Genomic DNA, 19,218 nt, shown 5'->3' with positions numbered 1-19,218 from the left:
CGCACAGTTTCGGAAGGACATCATGTCAACGACGACGCAAAAGGAATCGACACGCGCGATGCGGCAGCCATGCACGCGCTGGCTGTCGCGCGTGGCGCTGGCGGCGGCCGTGTGCACGCTGAGCGCGTGTGCGTTCTCACCGGGCATGACGTATCACCCGCCGGCCGAGCGCGACGCGAATGCGCGCGTGAGCGCCGACGCATCGGGCGCGGGCGGCCTCGACGGTGTGCAGAACGTGTCGAGCGAAGACCTGATCGAGATCACGCCGGCATTCGTCGAGCAGCATGATGCGGCACGGCATGCGAACGTCGACGCCGAGATCCGCCAGTTGTTCGGCACGCCGAAGCCCTATGTGATCGGGCCCGGCGACGTGCTGAACATCGTCGTGTGGGATCACCCCGAGCTGAACCTGCCGACGACCCAGACGACGGGCGGCGGCGATGGTGTGGGTGCCAGTTCGGTCGCGACCGGCTACACGGTGGACGCGAGCGGCAGCGTGCAGTTCGCGTATGCGGGCCTCGTGCACGTGGAGGGGCTGACTGAGGCACAGGCGCGCGCGGTGCTGACGAAGCGGCTCGGCGAATACGTGCGCAAGCCGCAGATCGCGGTGCGCGTCCAGGCATACCGCAGCAAGCGTGTCTATCTCGACGGCGAAGTGCGCACCCCGGGGCTGCAGATCGTCAACGACATGCCGATGACGCTGCCCGAGGCGATCGACCGCGCAGGTGGCTTCACCGCGACGGCCGACCGCTCGCAGGTGTCGGTGACGCGCGGCAACAAGACCGTGATGGTAAGCCTGCCGGCCATGCTGCAGGCGGGCATCAACCCGACGAGCATCCTGTTGCGCGACGGCGATCTGGTGCGTGTGCGCGCGGCGAGCGACAGCAAGGTGTTCGTGCTCGGCGAGGTGTCGCGTCCGGCGACGCTGACGCTGACCGATGGCCGCATGAGCCTCGGCGAAGCGCTCGGCGATACGGGCGGCGTCAGCCAGTACACGGCCGATGCGCGTCAGGTGTTCGTGGTGCGGCGCGGGCCCGGCAACCGGCCGCAGGTCTATCACCTGGACGGGCGTTCGCCGGCCTCGTTCGCGCTCGCCGACCGGTTTCCGCTCGAGCGTCGCGACGTGGTGTTCGTCGATGCGTCGTCGCTGGTGCGCTGGAGCCGCGTCGTCAACCTGCTGATTCCGTCGTCCGCGCAGGGTGCGCTGACGGCCAAGGCCATTTCGCCGTGAACCTCGTGACGGATCGCGCAATCGCGATACGTCGCGTCTACGGGACCGATCCTGTATGAACGCCCAGACTCTCCCTGACCCGCACGACGGGCCCGCGCTGCGGCCGTCCTATCCGTACCGCCGCTACTGGACCATGCTCCACGGCGGCCGGCGGCTGATCCTGTGCACGGCGCTCGCCGGCGCGCTGGCGGGGGCCCTCTACGCGCTCTGCGCGCGCCCGGTCTACCGGACCGACATCCTGTTCCAGGTCGAGCAGAGCCCGACCGAGTCGAAAACGAACTCGCCGCCTGGCGATCCGTCGTCGGTGTTCGACCTGAAGACGGATGCGTCGACCGAGATCGAGGTGCTGAAATCGCGCGCGGTGATGGCGCGTGCGGTCGACGATACCAACCTGGCCATCGATGCGCGGCCGCATTACCTGCCGGTCATCGGCTGGCGGTTCGTGAACGCGGCCGACGGATTGTCGTCGCCGCTGCCGGGCGGTTACGTGTACGGCACGGAGCGCATCGACGTCCCGACCTTCGACGTGCCGAAGCGTTTCGTCGGCAAGCATTTCGCGCTCGTCGTGGGCAATGGCGGCACCTATACGCTGCAGCGCACGGGGTTGCTTGGCAGGACCGGGCCCGTCTGGCAAGGCAGGGTCGGCCAGCCGCTGCATGTCGAGACGCCGCAGGGGCCGCTCGACGTATTCGTGCGCGACGTGGCTGGCGAGCCCGGCGCGCGCTTCGACCTGACGCGCTACGGCGAGGAAGAGGCGACCGCGTGGCTGCAGAAGAACGCGCTGATCTCGGAACGCGGCAAGCAGTCGAACATGATCGGCGTGACGCTCGACGGCCCCGATCCCGTGCACGACAGCCGCGTGCTGAACGCGGTTGGCGACGCGTATCTGGCGCAGAACACGCAGCGCAAGTCTGAAGCGGCCGACAAGCTGATCCGCTTCATGGATGCGCAGCTGCCGCAACTGAAGGCGCAGCTCGAAAAGGCCGAGAGCCGCTTCAATGCGTTCCGCGCATCGCACGGCACGGTTAATACGAGCGACGAAGGGCTCGCGCTGCGTCAGCAGTCGGTCGACATCGAGACGCGCGTGCAGACGCTGCAGCAGCGCCGCGAGGAACTGCTGACGCGGTTCATGCCCAAGCATCCGGCCGTCGTGGCGGTCGACGCGCAGCTCGCCGATGCGCAGCATTCGCTCGACACCGTGCGCAAGCAGATCCAGCAGCTGCCGACCGTCGAGCAGGGCGTGCTGCAACTGCAGCGCGACGTGGCCGTCGATACCGCGCTCTACACGAACCTGCTCAACACGCGTCAACAGATGATCCTCGCGCGGGCCAGCAAGACCGGTACCGTGCGGATCGTCGACGCGGCGAAGATCGCGGAGACGCCCACCGGGCCGCATCGCGGGATGGCCGTGATCGCGTCGCTGCTCCTTGGCCTGCTGGCGGGCGCCGCGGTCGTGATCGTGCGGCAGCGGCTTGCCGGCACGGTCGGTGACGCCGAGGAAATCGAATGGTCGACGGGATTGCCGGTGTTCGCGGCGGTGCCGCACAGCCCGCCGTCTGAACAGGGCGTGTTGCCGTCGGAGGCCGCGCGGCGCCGCGCCGGACGCAAGCCGGCGCTGCCGGTGGCACCGGAGGGCGCGGCGCTCGAAAGCCTGCGCAATTTCCGCACGGCGCTGCAACTGGCGATGCCCGACGCGCCGAATCGTGTCGTGCTGATCTCGGGGCCGACGACGGGCGTCGGCAAGTCGTTCGTCGCGGCGAATCTCGCGTCGCTGGTGGGCGCCGCGAAACGGCGCGTGCTGCTGATCGACGCGGACCTGCGCAAGGGCGCGCTGCACGAGCGGTTTCGCTTCACCCGCGCGCCGGGCCTGTCGGACGTCGTGGGCGGCTCGCACGGGTTCGACCAGGCGATCAAGCGCGATGTGATGCCCGGCCTCGATTTCATGCCGATGGGCAACGTCGTGCCCGATCCGGGCGAATTGCTGCTGCAGCCTGCGTTCGCCGAACTGATCGAGCGCGTCGCGGCGCGCTACGACATGGTCGTGATCGACAGTCCGCCGTTGCTGCCGGTGGCCGACGCGCTGGTGCTCGGGCGCCTGGCCGGAACCGTGTTCCTCGTCGCGCGCAGCGGTGTGACGACGCTGACGGAACTCGACGAAAGCGCGCGCCGGCTCGAGCACGCGCACATCGACGTACGCGGCGTGATCCTGAACGACTTCAAGGGCCCGCTGGGACGCTACGACTACGGTTACACGGAGGCGAACACCCATCAGGCGGCATCCGGCTACGCAGGCGTGATGGGTGCGCGCGGCCCGGCCGGCTGAGCGGTGAGCGCGTGGTGCCGCACGACAAGGTGCGCACCGGCGAAGCAATGGAACGGACATCATGAACAATCGAGTGGCGGCCCGCTCGCGCAAGCGGCCGCGGCAGCCGGCGATGCGTCGCCGGACGGTTCGCGCGGGCCGCGTCGACGGTTACGCGGGTTACTGGTGGGAAGATCCGGCACGGCTCGTGTTGCTCTTCATCCTGCCGTTGTACGGGCTGCTGTCCATGAGCCTGCTCGGCGACCAGAAGTCGATTGCGCGCATCTATTTCGACGGATATTCGGCGTTCGCGGGGGGCCTGTTCCTGCTGGTGTTGACGGCCGCCGCGTGGTTTGCGACCACCGATGCGCAGGGTCGGCGGGTGCCGGACGACGGGCCGGCCGAACTGTCGCCGCGCGTGCTCGATTTCGTGTTCGCACTCGCGCTGTTCGGCTATCTCGTGATGATGAGCGGCGTGCTCGCGCATCCGGCCGTCCTGCTGCAGTTCCTGACCGGCACGGCGAACACGTTCGAGCTGATCGAACTGAAAGGGCGCGTCACGGGCCTGAGTACGTTCACGCAGGCGACGGCGCCGTTCGTCGCGCTGTATTTCTACGTGTTCAGGACGCCGGTCAAGGGTTTCAATCGCTACAAGGCATACCTGGTCGTACTGGCCGTGCTGACGTTGTTGCGCAGCTTCATCTTCGCGGAGCGGCTTGCGGTCATCGAGATCGCATTGCCGTTCGCCTTGATGGTGGTGCGGTTCCGGCTCGGCCGCAAGCGGCTGCGGTTGCTGGCGCTCGGGCCGTACGCGGCGATCCCGCTGCTGCTCGGCCTGTTCATCGTGAACGAATACAGCCGGTCGTGGGAAACCTACTACATCAACATCTACGACAACATCTTCGATTTCGCGCTCGAACGCCTGGGCCTGTATTACTCGACGTCGCTGAACAATGGCGCCGGGATCCTCAACGTGCTCGGCTGGGGCAACGGGCATCCGATGTTCACGTTCGACTGGCTGCTGCATTTCCCGGTGATCGGCGCGACGCTCCAGCCGTGGCTCGACTCGGGCGACAGTGTCGACCTGTTCCTGAAAAGCTATGCCGATCCCGAGTTCAACAACCCGTCGGGCATCTTCGTCCACTTCTACGAATGGGGCTGGTTCGGTTTGCTGAACGCGGCGTTTGCCGGCTGGGTGTTCGGGCGTGGCTATGCAGGGTGGCGAAGAGGAAGCGGCTTCTGGTGCTGTGCGCACGCGGTGCTCTATGTGTCGTTGATGGAAATCCTGCGAATTCCGAACCTGTTCAGCGGGCGGGACTTCGTGCCGGTCGTGCTGCTGATCGTCGTGTTCAGATGGTTCGTGAAACGACCGGGACGGGTGTCGACCGCCGCCGCGCGCGGTGTCGCGATCCGGCGTGCGCCCGACATCGGCTAACTGTCGTCCAGCCCACAGTCGTCCGGGGCCGGCATGCATAAAGTGGAGCTTCTCACGACCACTCGCCATGCACGCGGACCCTGACGGGGAAGCCGCATCGACCTCCACATGACTACGACTGCACGCGAAACCAGTCTCGACGTCGCCCGCGGCGCGGGGATCATTCTTGTCGTCTACGGGCACGTATTGCGCGGCGCCGTCTCGTCGGGCCTCGTGCCGGCCGGCGTGCCCGAGACCGTGTTGGCCTGGGTCGACTACGTGATCTACACGTTTCACATGCCGCTGTTCTTCTTCCTGTCCGGGCTGCACGTGTGCAGCTCGTTGCGTGGCGCACCGCAGCGGTTCATGGGGGCGAAAGTACGCACGATCGTCTATCCGTACCTGCTGTGGTCGATCCTGCAAGGCGGCGCGCAGATTGCGATGGCATCGCACGGTACCAATCATCCCTTCACGGTTGGCGACCTGCTGGCGATCGGCTGGCGGCCGTTCGCGCAGTTCTGGTTCCTGTACGCGCTGATGCTTTGCATGATCGGTGCATGGCTGCTTGCCCGATGGGTGCCTGCATTCCCGCAGACGCCGATGCCGCCGCGCGTCCGCGACGCGCTCGTGGCAAGCGCGATGCTCGGACTCGCGATCGGTGCGGCGACGCAGTGGGGCATCGTGTCGACCACGCTGATGAACTGGCCGTTCTTCGTGGCGGGCGTCGTTGCATCGCGTGCGTTGCCGGGCTGGCTCGAACGCAACAGTCATCTTGCGGCGTGCGCGCTGACGGCGACAGGCTTCATCGTGGCGGTCGCATTCGCGCACGGCTTCGGGAGCGCAACGAGCGCCTGGGCCGTTCCCGCCGCGTTCGCCGGCATCGCGCTGATGCTGCAGTTGGCATATCGCCATGCATCGTCGCCCGCGCGTGCCGGCTGGCTCGCGGCGATCGGATATGCGTCGATGCCGATCTACCTGATGCACATCCTGGTGATGGCCGGCGTGCGCATCGTGTTGATGCGCGCCGGCGTCGGCAGTCTCGCGACACACCTCGTGATCGGCACGCTTGCCGGCGTGGTGGTGCCGATGGCGGCGTACCTGATTGCGCTGCGCACCGGCACTGCGCGCGTCGCCGGATTCCCGGCATGGCCGGGGCGCCGAGCGGTCGTGCGGCCGCAACCGGCATGACACGCGTGGACGTAGCCCGCATGACTGGACGCCGACGCCTTTCCCGTCTTTGCTGCGCGATGCTCGGCGTGTGGATCAGCGCCGGTCCCGCCGTCGCGGCACCCGCCGAGAAGGTGGCCCACGCGTCTCAGGCGGCGCAGGCGACGATTCGTGCGACAGCGCCGGATGCCCATGTCACCCCGGCGTCCGACGGCGCCGATCAGGCCGATGCACTGCAACGCGCGCTGGATGCGCTGCAGCCGGGCCAGCGACTCGTGTTCGCGCCGGGGCGCTACATCGTCGGCCGTTCGCTCGTCGTTCGGCAAGCGCAGGTCGTGCTGTCGGGCTACGGCGCGACGCTGAGTGCGACCGTGCCGGACGACCAGACCATCGAAATGCGCGGCACGGGCACGACGATCGCCGGATTCAGGCTGGCGGGAACGGGCTCGACGCGGATGGGCACGCCCATGTCGACCAAGATCGAAGTGACGGGGCACGACGTGCAGGTGCTCGACAATGTGATCGACGGCGGTGGCGGCGGCATTTTCGTGTTTGGCGGAACGGATGTCGCGATCGTCGGCAACGAGGTGCTGGCGACGCTGGCGGACGGCATCCACATCACGCACGGGGCGCGCAACGTGCTCGTGCGGGGCAACGTCGTGCGCGGCACCGGCGACGACATGATTGCCGTGGTGAGCTATCAGGGCGACGGCGTGCTCAGCCGCAACGTGCTGATCGCCGACAACTCGCTCGAAGGCAACGCGTGGGGGCGTGGCATCACGGTGGTCGGCGGTGCAGACGTGACGATCGCGAACAATGTCGTGCGCAACGTGCAGGTGAGTGCGGGCATTCTCGTCGCGCAGGAGGACAGTTCACGGACCTACGGCGCGTCCGGCGTGCTGGTCGAGAACAACGAGATTTCCGATATCCAGACCGCGGCCGGCCGGACCGATCCGCGCCCGCTGACCCAGCAGGCCGCGATCGACGTCAGTACGTGGTCGGGTTCGGTGACGCGCGTGGTCGTGATCGGCAACCGCGTGTCGCGCGCGCGGTTCGCCGGCATTCGCGTGTGGGGAAACGTGTCGCAGTACCGGATCGCGGATAACCGCTTGTCCGCGATCGGCGGGATGCCGGTGCAGGTGGGTGGGGGCGAAGGCTGTACCCCGGGTGGCGCGAAGGCCGCGCAGTGTGGGGCGATGGTCATGCAGCCGATGTCGATCGACGCGGTCGGCGCCGACACGTCGGCGTTGCCGCATGTGCGCGAAGCGCTCAGGCAGGCGCGCCCGCCGCAGCGCGGCATCGATTGACGAATCGATGCACGCGCCGGCGTGCGCAGCACGCGATTACCGTACGACGTCTCCCTCTACCACTTGCACGTGGGGTTCCGGTGCCGCGAGCGGCACCGCGTGCTGTTCCGGCAGCGGGTCGACGACCGGGCGCCCGTACTGGTCGTCGAAGCGCACGATATCGTCTTCGCCGAGATAGTTGCCCGATTGCACTTCGATGATTTCGAGCGGAATGCGGCCCGGATTCTCGAGGCGATGGACTTCGCCGACGGCGATATACGTCGACTCGTTCTCGCTGAGCAGAAAGGTCTCGTTGCCGCGCGTCACCTTCGCGGTGCCGCGCACGACGATCCAGTGCTCGGCGCGGTGATAGTGCATCTGCAGCGACAGCCGCTTGCCTGGCTCGACGACGATCCGCTTCACCTGAAATCGCTCACCGAGATCGATCGAATCGTAATGCCCCCACGGACGCTGCACCTTGCGGTGTTCGCTCGCCTGCGGGCGCCGGTCGCTCTTCAGGCGCTCGACGATGTTCTTCACGCGCTGCACGTCATGCTTGTTCGCGACGAGCACCGCGTCGGGCGTTTCGATCACGACGACATCCTTCATGCCGACGCACGCGATGAGACGGCCTTCCGAACGCACGAGGCTGTCCTGCGTGTCCTCGAACACGATCGGGCCGCGGGCGACGTTGCCGTGATCGTCCTTCGGCATGATTTCCCAGATCGCATCCCACGTGCCGACGTCCGACCAGCCGGCCGAGAGCGGCACCACGATGCCTTCGATGCCGAGTTCGCTGCTGTCGGCCAGGCGCTCCATCACGGCATAGTCGATCGAGTCGGACGGGCAGGCGTCGAACGCCGCGGCGTCGATCCGGAAGAACGGATCGTCGGCGACGCCCGCGCGCCACGCCGACTCGCAGGCCGCATGGATCTCGGGCGCCAGTGCGCGAATCGCCTTGAGCCAGACCGATGCGCGCGTGACGAAAATGCCGCTGTTCCACCAGTAGTCGCCCGACTGCAGGTAGCGCTCGGCGAGCGCCGCGTCGGGTTTCTCGACGAAGCGTCCGATCGAATACCCGCCTTGTCCGCCGTGGCGGCTCGTCCGCGGCTCGCCGACCCGGATATAGCCGTAGCCCGTTTCCGCGCGGCGCGGCAGCACACCGAGCGTAACGATCGCGCCTTCCTGCGCATAACGCGCCGCGCGTGCAATCGTGTCCTGGAACGCGCCGACGTCGGCGATCACGTGATCGGCCGGCATGACCGCGAGCACCGGGTCGTCCTCGAGCTCGCTGGCGTCGAGCGCGGCAAGCGTGAGTGCCGGTGCCGTGTTGCGCGCCGCGGGTTCGAGCAGGATGCGGGCGGGTGCCGCACGGTCGACCACTTGCGCGGCGCTCATGATGCGATGCTGTTCGCCGCACACCAGCAGCAGCTTGTCGCCCAGCACCGCGTTCGCGATGCCGTTCAGGCGACGCGCCGTCGCGGACAACGGCGATTCGTTCGAGGTCAGCTCGATCAGCTGCTTCGGATACTGTTCGCGCGACAGCGGCCAGAGGCGCGTGCCGGACCCGCCGGCGAGGATGACCGGCAGGATGCGTGGAAGGTCGGGGGCGGGAACCGGGTGCAGGGTGCGGGTCATCGGTTGGCTCCGGTATCGGCGGGCAGCCGGTTGTGTACGCGTGCGTCGGCACGCGCATCTTCATTTCTGGGCAGGGTCGCCGAAACGGTCCGGGACAGCAGTTGGCGCAGCGCGCCGGCGGCGCGGTCGGCAGGCCGGATCATGCCGACGAACGGCGCGCCCTGTTCGAGATACGGTCCGTATGCCTTGCGGAATCCGAAACGTTTGTAGAACGCCTGGCGCGGGGCGGGAACGTGCATGCGCAGCGCGGCGTCCGGCCATGCGGCCAGCGCGGCGGTCAGTGCACGTTCGAGCAGGTGTTCGAGCGTATCGCCGTCGCGGCATGCTTCGCTCGTCAGTACCTTGTCGATCACGACGTCCGGATCGATGTCGTCGCCGGGCAGGAGCCGTGCGTAAGCCGCGACTTCCGCCGCGTCGCCGTTGCGCACGGTTGCGTAGACGTGCAATGCGCCCGCGTCCTTGCCGTCGATGTCGAGATGGGTATGCGCATCCTCGACGACCAGCACGGCGTTGCGTGCGCGCAGGATTGCGTAGAGATCGACGGCGCTCAGATGTTCGAATTCACAACAATGCCATTCCATGATGCGGTCCTCGCGTGAAACCTTCAGCACGCCGTGCCGCACGAATACGTTCGTCCAGTGCGAAGCGGCCATGATCATGATGCGGATGCTGAGCGCGCCGGTCTGTTCGAAAGCTTACCCACGCTCGGGGTTCGCGCGAGCGTGGCGTTGTCCGCCAACAGCGTCGTAGTGTCCGCTAGCACACATCGGCGGTGCCGGTGCTTTCCGATAATTGCCACGGCATGGCGGCCGCATTGCGTGGCGCGCCGTTATCGAATGTCAATGGAGAATCGGGAGCGGTACTTGAAGATTGCGATCGTTCACGACTGGCTGGTCGTGCCTGGCGGCGCCGAACGCGTGCTGGCGCACATGATCGACTGCTTTCCGCAGGCCGATGTCTACAGCCTCGTCGATTTCCTCGAGGAACGGGACTGCCTGCGCGGCCGCGCGGTGCACACGTCCTTCATCCAGAAGCTGCCGTTCGCGCGCACGCGCTACCGCAGCTACCTGCCGTTGTTTCCGCTGGCCATCGAACAGTTCGACCTGTCGGCGTACGATGTCGTGCTGTCGAGCTCGTATGCGGTTGCGAAGGGCGTGCTCAGCGGCCCGGACCAGTTCCACGCCAGCTACGTGCATTCACCAGTGCGCTATGCGTGGGACCTGCAACACCAGTACCTGAACGAGGCCGGGCTCGCACGCGGGCTGAAATCGGCAATCGCGCGCGCGCTGCTGCACTACATCCGCAACTGGGATGCGCGTTCGGCGAACGGCGTCGATCGCGTGGCCGCCAATTCGAACTTCATCGCCCGCCGCATCCGCAAGACTTACCGGCGCGATGCGACGGTGATCTATCCGCCGGTCGACGTCGACCACCTGTCGCTACGTGCGGACAAGGAGGCGTTCTACCTCACCGCGTCGCGGCTCGTGCCGTACAAGCGGATCGACCTGATCGTCGACGCGTTCTCGCGTACGCCGGAGCGCCGCCTCGTCGTGATCGGCGACGGGCCGGAGATGGCGAAGATCCGCGCGCTGGCCGGGCCGAACGTCACGCTGCTCGGGTACCAGCCGTTCGACGTGCTGCACGACCACTTGCAGCGTGCGCGCGCATTCGTGTTCGCTGCGGAAGAGGACTTCGGCATTTCGCCAGTCGAGGCGCAGGCATGCGGCACGCCCGTGATCGCGTACGGGAAGGGCGGCGTGCGCGAGTCGGTGCGCCCGTGGCCGGTCGCCGGCGCAACGGGCCTGTTCTACCGCGCGCAGACGGTCGACGCACTGGTCGATGCGCTTGCCAGATTCGAAGCGCTGCCGCGCGGGGCGATCGATCCGCATGCGTGCCGCGCGAATGCCGAGTACTTCAGCTCGGCGCGCTTTCGGGACGAGTTCACGCGCTTCGTGATGAGTGGCTATGCTGCGTTGCAGGAGGAGATGGCCGGTTCCGCCGGTTTCACGCCGCACGACGAGGCTTCGACCGAGGCCGGCATGCGCGATCGGCCGGTCCGGGATGGCGAGACGGCGCTGCGAACCTGAGCGGCGATCGTGCGGGTTGATTACGGAGTGTAACGGCGGCGCGGCCCGTGCGCCGTGGCGGGACGGCTCTGCCGGCCGGCGGCGCGCGCGATTATGTGGCGTGTGGCGTGCGGTGCCGGTCTTTTTAAAGGATTTCGGTGAAAATCACGCGCAATCGAGGTTACCTATCTGGCGGAAATGTAGTATTTGCCACTGATTGACGTGAATGCTGAGAGAGAATCAAATCTCAGTAGCCAAAGGTATGTCGCGCGGGGCGACCGGCTGCGTAACCGGATGATTCAGGATTATCTTTTGGTAACAAGACCATCTCGAAACGGGGTGTAAATTCACGAACGGATGAAGTGCGACGGTCATTCAGCTTGGAGGGTGGCCGCCATTCGGTTCTGCATCGGGCGCGACTGTCGTGTACGACGCGGCGCACATGCGGACGGATGCTCCGTTTGCCGACGCGCTCCGCCTGGGCGGCTGGATCGCGTCAAAGCGGGAATGTCGTGGCTCCCGCAGCCGCGCGTTCCCTTCGAGTTCGATGACAACGAGGCCGGATGACATCCGGCTCGACCTCCGGGGGCTCTCGCCGTGTGCAGTTTCGATCTTCGCCAAAGCTGCGGAAACGCAGCGCGGAAAGGTGGCCACGCGCCGCCGACCGCAGCGCACGCGAACGGTTCGCGGAGTGGAGAAAGTGATGGTTCGTTATGAATATGCCAATAACGCGCGATAAGATCGCCGACGCGGGGAGTGGTAACGGGCAGCGTCCGTTGATTTACTGGACGCAGTCTCCGTCCGTCATGCTCCGAAAGGAACTGGCGCGACGCGACTGGAAAGTGTCGATCGTCGCGCAGGCCAGCGAGCTGCGCGAAACGTCCGGCGAAATCACCTGCGGCATCCTTGACCTGAGTGGCGGCCATGCCGACGCGATCGGCAGCATCGCGTCGACCTGCGCGTCGATGCGCGATGTCGTCTGGGTCGCGCTCATCGACGTCGGCCAGACCGCTTCGCCGAACGTGCGCGCGCTATTGCGCGATTATTGCTTCGATTACGTCACGTTGCCCGCGTCACATCAGCGGATCGCCGATACGGTCGGCCACGCGTACGGCATGGAATGCCTGTTCGCGCGCGACCGCGAACGGCTCGAGTCGGAGGAGAAAGGCATCGTCGGCACCTGCAGTGCGATGCTGCGGCTGTTCGATACGGTGCGGCGCTTCGCGCGCACCGACGCGCCGGTGTTCGTGTTCGGCGAAACGGGCACCGGCAAGGAGTTGACGGCGGTCGCGATCCATCGCCATTCAGAACGCCGCAACGGCCCGTTCGTCGCGGTCAACTGCGGTGCCATTCCGCCCCATCTGCTGCAATCCGAACTGTTCGGCTATGAGCGCGGCGCGTTTACCGGCGCGAACGCACGCAAGATCGGCTATGTCGAAGCGGCGAGCGGCGGCACGCTGCTGCTCGACGAGATCGGCGACCTGCCGCACGAGAGCCAGGCGAGCCTGCTGCGTTTTCTGCAAGAGCGGGCAATTCATCGCCTGGGCGGCAGCGATCCGGTGCCGGTCGATGTCCGGATCGTGTCGGCGACGCACGTCGACCTGCGCGAAGCGATGGAGGAAGGGCGCTTTCGGCCGGACCTGTTCCATCGCCTGTGCGTGATGCGCATCGACCAGCCGGCGCTGCGCGCGCGCGGCAAGGACATCGAGCTGCTGGCGCATCACATGCTCGAACGCTTCCGCGGCGACGCGCGCCATCGCGTGCGCGGGTTCTCGACGGATGCGATCACCGCACTCTACAAGCACGACTGGCCGGGCAATGTTCGCGAGCTGATCAACCGCGTGCGCCGCGCGGTCGTGATGACGGAAGGGCGCCTGATTACCGCGCAGGATCTCGAGCTCGAATACTGTCTCGATGCCGCGTCACCGTCGGTGGCCGACATCCGCAAGTCGATCGAGCGCGAGGCAATCGAAACCGCACTGTTGCGCACGCGCGGGCGCGTCGCGGCATCGGCGCGCGAGCTCGGCGTGTCGCGCGCGACGCTGTATCGCTGGATGGAGGCATACGGGATCGAGCGGCCGCGCGGCACCGGCTCGTCCGACTGAGATTCGACAGCGGCGCTCGCGGCTGTCGGCCGCCGCGAGCGTTGCGTCAACCGGCCTGCGTGGCGCGCACCGTGCGCGCGGCGTTCACGGCCCGGATTTCCACGGCCGGCGGCCCATCGGTCGCGGCCGCATGCTTCCCGATCATTTCAAGCGGAACGAGCGCGACGCGCGCCGGCGTGCCGGGCGCGAGATGGAACCAGTCGTCCCGCGGCATGAAGCCCGGTGCATCGATCTGCACATGGCGTGCGACGTGCCGTGTATCGATGTCGACATGCCACGTGTCACCGGTGCGCGTCACGCACGCTTCCAGCCCGAGTTCACGACGTGCCAGCACGGCCGGATGCGTGCGGGACGGGAAATGGAATGCCTGCGACAGCAGCGTGCCATCGTCGGCGCGCAGGGTCGCGACGACGGTGTCGTGTTCGCAGGGCCCGAAGCGGTATGCATAGGTCCAGTCGAAGAACCGGCCGAGCAGCTCGGCCGAGCCGATTCGCACCGTGTCGTGCGCCGCGATCCGCACCGGGCAGCCGGCCCGCGCGACCGGCGTGCGGCCGTCGCGCAGCGCGACCAGCTCGAGCGCGGCCGATAGCGGCGCCGGGCGCTCGTTGACGACATGCACGTCGAGCCCGTTCAAGCCTTCGTCCACCAGCAGCACCTGCACGGGCTGCAGGACCTGGCGCAGCGCATGCCACGCCGATTTCGGCCGATGCGCGGCGTCGATCATCCCCCAGCCGGCGCCCGGCATCACATCCTGGAACTGCCAGACGAGCGCGCCGGCGCAGCGCGAGCCGGTGCGCCGCCATTCGGAAAACGTTTCGCGCATCAGGTCCGCGATCACCGAGCGCGACAACTCGAAGTAGCGCGACGGATCCTCGCGCCGCAACCGGTCGGGCACGACGTCGTAGAGCGTCTGCAGGTAGTGGTCGCGAATGTCCTCGAAATCCCACGACGTGCCGGGGTCGCGCGGCACGGCTGCCTTCCAGCGCGGCTCGTGTACGCCCGGCCAGCCGAGCTCGGCAAGCGTCGCATCGCACGGCACGTTCGAGAAAGCGAGGCATTCGCTCGCGAAGCGCACGTCCGCGCGGCGGGCGTCGTCGAGCGGGCGCAGGTATGCACCGACGCCGTAGTAGTGCGACACGCGTTCGCGCGGGGCGAACGGCAGCACGCCGCCGTCGGGCGAATCGGGCACGTACGGGACGTCGGGCCGGCATGCGGCTGCATGGCCGGCCAGCCGGTCCGCGGTCAGCTCGAGGAAGCGCTGCTTCGGCCCGAGCCCGGACATCGCGGCCTGTTGCGCGATCTCGCTGCCGCCGCACAGTACGGCGAGCGACGGCGACGCGCTGTGACGTGAGAGAAACTGCCGGGCTTCGCGGTCGACGTTGTCCGCGAATGCGGGATCGTCGAGCGCATAGTCGAAGTTCGCGAACATGAAATCCTGCCAGACCAGCAGCCCGAGCCGGTCGCACCAGGCGTGAAAGGCATCGGCCTCGTAGGTCATCGTGCCGCCGACGCGGATCATGTTGAAGCCGGCGTCACGCGCGAGCCCGAGCAGGCGGGCGTAGGTGGCGTCGTCCGCGTGCAGCGCGAGCGGCGCGGCGCTGCTCCAGCATGCACCGCGCGCGAACACGGGCACGCCGTTGATGCGCAGCCCGAAGCCCTTGCCGTCGGCGCCGGCGTCGACTTCGATCGTGCGGAAACCCGTTGCGCCGAGCGGTCGCAACGCGTCGCCGAGATGCAGTGCAACGTCATACAGCACGGGCTCGCCGTGCGTATGCGGCCACCAGCGGCACACATTGGGCACCGCGACGCTGGCGCGCAGGCGGTCGGCGCCGGCCCGTTCGAGCGTCGCGTGGTGCTTGCCGCACGACAGCCGCGCCGCGAGCGCGTCGGGCAGCGGCGCGGCGAACGTCAGTTCCGCGTCGAGCCAGCCCGTGTCGCCTTCGATGCGTGCGTGCAGGTCGCAATCGACGAGAACGGGCCCGTCGGCCGGATCGAGCACGTCCACGGGCCGCCACGGGCCGGTCGGCACATGCGGCGGAAACCAGCCCGGCATGTGTCCGAACAGCGACGTTCGGATCGTGCGCAGTGCCGCCGGCTCCGCGAGCCGCGTGCGCCAGCGTGCCCGGCGCGGCGCGCGCGTGTCGCGCAGGTGCGGGGCGAGCGCCCGGAAACAGAGGGTCAGCCGGTGCGTACCGTCGAGCGACACGGATACGTCGTGTGCGACGAACATGCTGTCCGAGTGGAGGATCGGCGTGTCGTCGAGCCACGCTTGCGCGAGCGTCGCGAGGCCGTGAAAGCGCAGCACGCGCGGCCCGTGTCCGCGCAGTTCGATCCGGTACCAGTGGTCGCGCTCGTCGAGCGACGGGGCTTCGTCGAGCCGCCCCGCAAGCGCGAGCGCCTGTGCGACCGTGCCGGGCACGGTCGCCGGGATCCAGCCGCCGCCGGCCACCGGGAGGTCGCGCGGTTCCCGTGCGGCCCCCGCGGCCGTCGCCAGCATCGACCACGCGGGCAGGGCACGCTTGCGCGTCACCGCATGGCCGGCACGGGTGCCGCAGTGTCGCTGCGCACGGGCGTCATGTGCCGCAGCGGCAACGCGATCTGGCGCGCGCAGGCAACCACATCCGAGTAGGCGGCTTCGATCGCTTCGAGCGTCGAGTCGCCGCGCTCCTCCTTGCCGCGCGCGCAGGCGCGCGCGAGCCGGAATTCCAGCACCATCGCTTCGGACGCGATGCGGTCGCACGCGGCGCGGATCTCGGCGAACGGCCCGACGCAGCCGCTGGCCTGCAGCCAGCGCGCGTAATGACCGAACAGCTCGAAGTTCGCGCCGAGCTGCCGCACCGAGTTGAACGAGTACGCATGGAAATGCTCGAGCGGCGAATCGGCGAGCGTGCGCGCGTCGGTCTGCAACTGCCGCCGGAACGCGGCGATCGGGTTGACGACCGGCAGGCGCCGCAGGTGACGCTGCAGCGCGGTGAGCGACGTTTCGCACAGTTCGCGCTCGTCGAGCGGCGCAAACCGACGCTTCGCGCATTCGACGTACGGCGGCAGCGTCATCGGCGAACTGCCGCCGACGAGCCCGGTGTAGTCGAAATCCTCGGCCACGTAATAGCCGCTGTTGTGGAAGTAGCCGATCTGGCGTTTCGCGCGGTCGATCGCATCGATGCCGATCGTCGTCTTCGTGTGCTGCGTGCGGTAGCTGCTGCCGCGGGTATCGGGCAGGAACCACGCGTCGACCTCGACGATCATCAGGTGGCCGCGCGCAACCTGCGTCTCGACGTGCTGGTCGAGCGGTTCGTAGATCGAGTGCTCCTGCACGACGATCCCGTACAGGCGCTCCAGTTCGTCGTGCGGAAACTTGAAGAACGTGAACTGGTCGCCCTCGAAATCGAGCGCGATCGTAAACGGCAGCGCCGCGTACGGATTGAAGCCCCACCACCGGAGCACCTCGAGCCACATGTCGACGTAGCAGTTGGTCTGTTTCCAGACCATCTCCTGGCTATGCAGCGGATGCGGCCGGTAGTGGCGCGCGCGGTGGCGCACATCCTCGAACGACGCGTCTTCGCCGTCGCGGGACACGAATCTCATCGCGTGCCCCACAGCACGTCGCGGACTTCCTGCGGCCATGCGTCGATGTCGAAGCCGTGATGGCGGAACAGTGCGAGCGTGAGCCGCTCGAGGCCGAAGCCGACGCAACCCGTGTGTGCGACGTCGCCCGTCGCGGTGCGGATGTCCCACAGCAGCCCGAAATGGTCCATGTGGTAGTTGAAGCTCAGGCACGCGGTCTGGCGACCGTCATGCTCGATCGGGATCAGCAACTCGAACTTGAGGTTCTGCTCGCGCTGGCTGTTCGCGACGATCTTGCCGCCGCGACCGAAGAACGGATCGTTCGCGAGGTCGATCGCGTTGGGCAGGCGCAGCGCCTCGATCATCCGCGTGCCGCGTTCGATCCAGGTCTCGCGGAACGACACGATCTGCTCGGGCGTACCGATCCGCACGTACTCGCGCATCCGGAACAGCTGCATGCGGGTCGGGTCGAGCGACGGTTCGTGGCGGAAGCAGTACGAGAAGACGTCGACGATCCGGCCGTCGGCCGGCAGCGCGCCTGCGCGTGCGACGACAGGGTAGACCGGGTAGCACGCGGCCGGCGTCATCACGACATAGGTCGGCTTCTGGCTTTCCGTCCAGTCGTCGCCGCGATCGAGGCACTGCAATACGCGCTGGTGCTGGTGTTCGTCGCCGCAGAACGCATGCACGCTGCCCGCGAGTTGCGGAAAGCTTTTCATGTATTCGCTGCGCTCGAATTCGGTGCGGCTCATCGCCGGCGGGAAGCGCAGCACTTCGGCCTGCTGGTCGGCGCCGATGCGCGTGACGAACGCGTCGAGCGCTTCCACGACGCGCTCGAACCGTTCGCTGCGGCCGAACAGGCCCTGGATGCCGGTGGAGACCAGCAGGCCCGCGTCGATCAGTTCGTCGCGCAGCGGGTTGACGCCCGCGCGGTCGATCGGTGCATCGGCGGGAGTGGAGGCGGCGGAGGGCACGGCAAGGCGATCGTTCACGTATGTTTCTCCAGCGTCGCAGGACGCAGCGCGAGCAGCAGGTTCGAGGTGTTGATGGCAATGCGGTCGTTGCTGATCATCAGCGGCGCCGCATGCAGGTCGCGAATGTGGCGGCCGATGCTGAACGGCGTGCCCTGCTTGTAGCCGGCCATCCCGCAGATCATCATGGCCTGGTGCGCGACTTCCAGCGCGGTCGTCGACACGTAGGTCTTCAGCGTGTTGATCTCGGCGGCCCGGGCCATGCCGGCCGACCACGAGCGGGACGCCGGATTCGCATGAAGGCGCAGCACGTTGTCGACGCGGGCCTGCATCGCCTGCATCAGCGCGAGCGATTCGGCGATGCGCCGCGACGCGGGCGACGGTGCGCCGTCGGTCTGTCGTGCCTGGGCGCGGAAGAATTGATGCGCGCGGTGGAATGCGTCGCCGGCCACGCCGATCCATACCGCGGCCCACAGGATGTGCGACACCGGCACCATCGTTTCTTCGGCGATCTTCGCGAACGGCACCGGCAGGCACTGGACGGCGGCGCCTTGCGCATCGAGCTCGAAACCGTTGCTGCAGGTGCCGCGCATCCCGAGCGTGTCCCATTCGCCGCGGCGCGTGAGCGTGTAGCCGTCGCGCAGCAGCGTGACGAGTACCTGCTCGGAAGCGGGCGCGTCCGCATCGCGTCGTGCGGTCGCGAGGATGCCGTCCGCATAGTCGCCATACGAGATCGTCGGCGCGGACTTGCGCAGCCGGAACTCGCCGCCGTTGATTTCCAGCGCGCACTGGCTCGCACGCAGGTTGCCGCCTACGCCGTCTTCCGACGTGGCCGATGCGAGCAGCCACTGGTGGCGCACGAGCTGCTGCAGGAACAGCTTGTGCCAGCCCTGGTCGAGGGCGTGGTCGACAATGCAGGCAACCTGGATCTGGTGCATCGCGAACACCATCGCCGACGACGCACAGGCCTGGCCGAGAATCGAACAGGCCGACGCGATGTCTTCCAGCGACGCGCCTGCGCCGCCGAGATGGGTCGGCACCATCGCGCCGAGCAGGCGGCGCGCGCGCATCGCTTCGATCGCCTCGACGGGGCAGCGCGCGTCGCGGTCGACCGCGTCCGCGTGCTGCGCGGCGATCTGCGCGACGGCATGCGCGGCCTCGTCGAGCCGACGCGAATCGCTGTCGGCCGCGAGTTCGGGAAGCAGCGCGCTCATGCCGAATGCTCGGTGCGTTGCAGCGTGGTGATGGTGTCCGCGAGCGCGTCGATGCTGCGGAACAGGTTGCGGTTCAGCATCTCGTCGGGAATCTCGATGTTGAATTGCCTCTCGATCGCGAGCATCAGCTGGATCGTGTCGAGTGACGAAAGGCCCGCTTCGTAGAGGTCGTCCCCGTCGCCGATCGAATCGATCGCGGCTTCGAGATGGGCGACGTGCTTCAGGATGGTTCTGATTTCGTTTTTCACGTGCTGCTCCGG

At 67.6% G+C, this 19,218-nt stretch carries 14 protein-coding genes; 7 read left to right on the top strand and 7 right to left on the bottom strand.

Annotated features, from left to right (window positions below; translation table 11 throughout):
* Positions 1-22 precede the first annotated feature (22 nt).
* The 5 genes from BCEP18194_RS31840 (at position 23) to BCEP18194_RS31820 (ending at position 7,421) form a co-directional block, all read left to right on the top strand.
* The gene (locus BCEP18194_RS31840) at positions 23-1,231 is read left to right on the top strand and encodes a polysaccharide biosynthesis/export family protein (RefSeq protein ID WP_041493323.1); all 1,209 of its coding nucleotides are present in this window, start codon (positions 23-25) and stop codon (positions 1,229-1,231) included.
* A gap of 55 nt (positions 1,232-1,286) precedes the next feature.
* Positions 1,287-3,554: a polysaccharide biosynthesis tyrosine autokinase gene (locus tag BCEP18194_RS31835; RefSeq protein ID WP_011355418.1), complete on the top strand. Its 2,268-nt coding sequence runs from the start codon at positions 1,287-1,289 to the stop codon at positions 3,552-3,554.
* 61 nt (positions 3,555-3,615) lie between these two features.
* Positions 3,616-4,968 carry a hypothetical protein gene (locus tag BCEP18194_RS31830; protein ID WP_011355417.1) on the top strand — a complete coding sequence of 451 codons (1,353 nt, stop codon included), beginning with the start codon at positions 3,616-3,618 and terminating at the stop codon, positions 4,966-4,968.
* Positions 4,969-5,076: 108 nt separating this feature from the next.
* Complete coding sequence (locus BCEP18194_RS31825; protein ID WP_011355416.1) at positions 5,077-6,135, top strand: acyltransferase family protein; 1,059 nt, start codon at positions 5,077-5,079, stop codon at positions 6,133-6,135.
* Between the two features lie 20 nt (positions 6,136-6,155).
* Entirely contained in the window at positions 6,156-7,421 is a 1,266-nt protein-coding gene (locus tag BCEP18194_RS31820) for a right-handed parallel beta-helix repeat-containing protein (protein ID WP_041493596.1), read from the top strand.
* Between the two features lie 36 nt (positions 7,422-7,457).
* Here the strand turns inward: BCEP18194_RS31820 and BCEP18194_RS31815 are convergent, their stop codons facing one another.
* Complete coding sequence (locus BCEP18194_RS31815) at positions 7,458-9,038, bottom strand: mannose-1-phosphate guanylyltransferase/mannose-6-phosphate isomerase (protein WP_011355414.1); 1,581 nt, start codon at positions 9,036-9,038, stop codon at positions 7,458-7,460.
* Positions 9,035-9,697: a GNAT family N-acetyltransferase gene (locus BCEP18194_RS31810; RefSeq protein WP_011355413.1), complete on the bottom strand. Its 663-nt coding sequence runs from the start codon at positions 9,695-9,697 to the stop codon at positions 9,035-9,037. The genes BCEP18194_RS31815 and BCEP18194_RS31810 overlap by 4 nt, the downstream gene beginning before the upstream one ends.
* 204 nt (positions 9,698-9,901) lie before the next feature.
* Here BCEP18194_RS31810 and BCEP18194_RS31805 point away from each other — a divergent pair, with 204 nt between their 5' ends.
* Positions 9,902-11,125, top strand: coding sequence for a glycosyltransferase (locus BCEP18194_RS31805; protein ID WP_050781671.1), 1,224 nt, complete (start codon positions 9,902-9,904; stop codon positions 11,123-11,125).
* A 692-nt stretch (positions 11,126-11,817) separates the two neighbouring features.
* Entirely contained in the window at positions 11,818-13,209 is a 1,392-nt protein-coding gene (locus BCEP18194_RS31800) for a sigma-54 dependent transcriptional regulator (protein WP_011355411.1), read from the top strand.
* Between the two features lie 46 nt (positions 13,210-13,255).
* Here BCEP18194_RS31800 and BCEP18194_RS31795 read toward each other — a convergent pair whose 3' ends face one another.
* Genes BCEP18194_RS31795 through BCEP18194_RS31775 form a run of 5 tightly spaced genes read right to left on the bottom strand, consistent with a single transcriptional unit; the run spans position 13,256 to position 19,206 of the window.
* Positions 13,256-15,739, bottom strand: a complete 2,484-nt coding sequence (locus tag BCEP18194_RS31795) for a glycoside hydrolase family 2 protein (RefSeq protein ID WP_041493322.1) — start codon at positions 15,737-15,739, stop codon at positions 13,256-13,258.
* Entirely contained in the window at positions 15,736-16,794 is a 1,059-nt protein-coding gene (locus BCEP18194_RS31790) for a DUF1839 family protein (protein ID WP_011355409.1), read from the bottom strand. Before BCEP18194_RS31790 ends, BCEP18194_RS31795 begins: the two co-directional genes overlap by 4 nt.
* Entirely contained in the window at positions 16,791-17,765 is a 975-nt protein-coding gene (locus tag BCEP18194_RS31785; RefSeq protein WP_011355408.1) for an amino acid--[acyl-carrier-protein] ligase, read from the bottom strand. The genes BCEP18194_RS31790 and BCEP18194_RS31785 overlap by 4 nt, the downstream gene beginning before the upstream one ends.
* A complete protein-coding gene (locus BCEP18194_RS31780; RefSeq protein ID WP_011355407.1) occupies positions 17,762-18,958 on the bottom strand; it encodes an acyl-CoA dehydrogenase family protein in 1,197 nt (398 codons plus the stop codon). The genes BCEP18194_RS31785 and BCEP18194_RS31780 overlap by 4 nt, the downstream gene beginning before the upstream one ends.
* Entirely contained in the window at positions 18,955-19,206 is a 252-nt protein-coding gene (locus BCEP18194_RS31775) for an acyl carrier protein (RefSeq protein ID WP_011355406.1), read from the bottom strand. The genes BCEP18194_RS31780 and BCEP18194_RS31775 overlap by 4 nt, the downstream gene beginning before the upstream one ends.
* Positions 19,207-19,218 lie beyond the last annotated feature (12 nt).

The organism is Burkholderia lata (assembly GCF_000012945.1).
Classification (GTDB): Bacteria; Pseudomonadota; Gammaproteobacteria; order Burkholderiales; family Burkholderiaceae; genus Burkholderia; species Burkholderia lata.
This window is presented reverse-complemented; position numbering and strand designations above follow the sequence as displayed.

What these genes read in the sequence shown, in the direction of transcription:
- BCEP18194_RS31840 (WP_041493323.1), top strand. Translation starts at nt 23, where the DNA reads ATGTCAACGACGACGCAAAAGGAATCGACACGCGCGATGCGGCAGCCA.
- BCEP18194_RS31835 (WP_011355418.1), top strand. Translation starts at nt 1,287, where the DNA reads ATGAACGCCCAGACTCTCCCTGACCCGCACGACGGGCCCGCGCTGCGG.
- BCEP18194_RS31830 (WP_011355417.1), top strand. Translation starts at nt 3,616, where the DNA reads ATGAACAATCGAGTGGCGGCCCGCTCGCGCAAGCGGCCGCGGCAGCCG.
- BCEP18194_RS31825 (WP_011355416.1), top strand. Translation starts at nt 5,077, where the DNA reads ATGACTACGACTGCACGCGAAACCAGTCTCGACGTCGCCCGCGGCGCG.
- BCEP18194_RS31820 (WP_041493596.1), top strand. Translation starts at nt 6,156, where the DNA reads ATGACTGGACGCCGACGCCTTTCCCGTCTTTGCTGCGCGATGCTCGGC.
- BCEP18194_RS31815 (WP_011355414.1), bottom strand. Translation starts at nt 9,038, where the DNA reads ATGACCCGCACCCTGCACCCGGTTCCCGCCCCCGACCTTCCACGCATC.
- BCEP18194_RS31810 (WP_011355413.1), bottom strand. Translation starts at nt 9,697, where the DNA reads ATGATCATGGCCGCTTCGCACTGGACGAACGTATTCGTGCGGCACGGC.
- BCEP18194_RS31800 (WP_011355411.1), top strand. Translation starts at nt 11,818, where the DNA reads ATGAATATGCCAATAACGCGCGATAAGATCGCCGACGCGGGGAGTGGT.
- BCEP18194_RS31790 (WP_011355409.1), bottom strand. Translation starts at nt 16,794, where the DNA reads ATGAGATTCGTGTCCCGCGACGGCGAAGACGCGTCGTTCGAGGATGTG.
- BCEP18194_RS31780 (WP_011355407.1), bottom strand. Translation starts at nt 18,958, where the DNA reads ATGAGCGCGCTGCTTCCCGAACTCGCGGCCGACAGCGATTCGCGTCGG.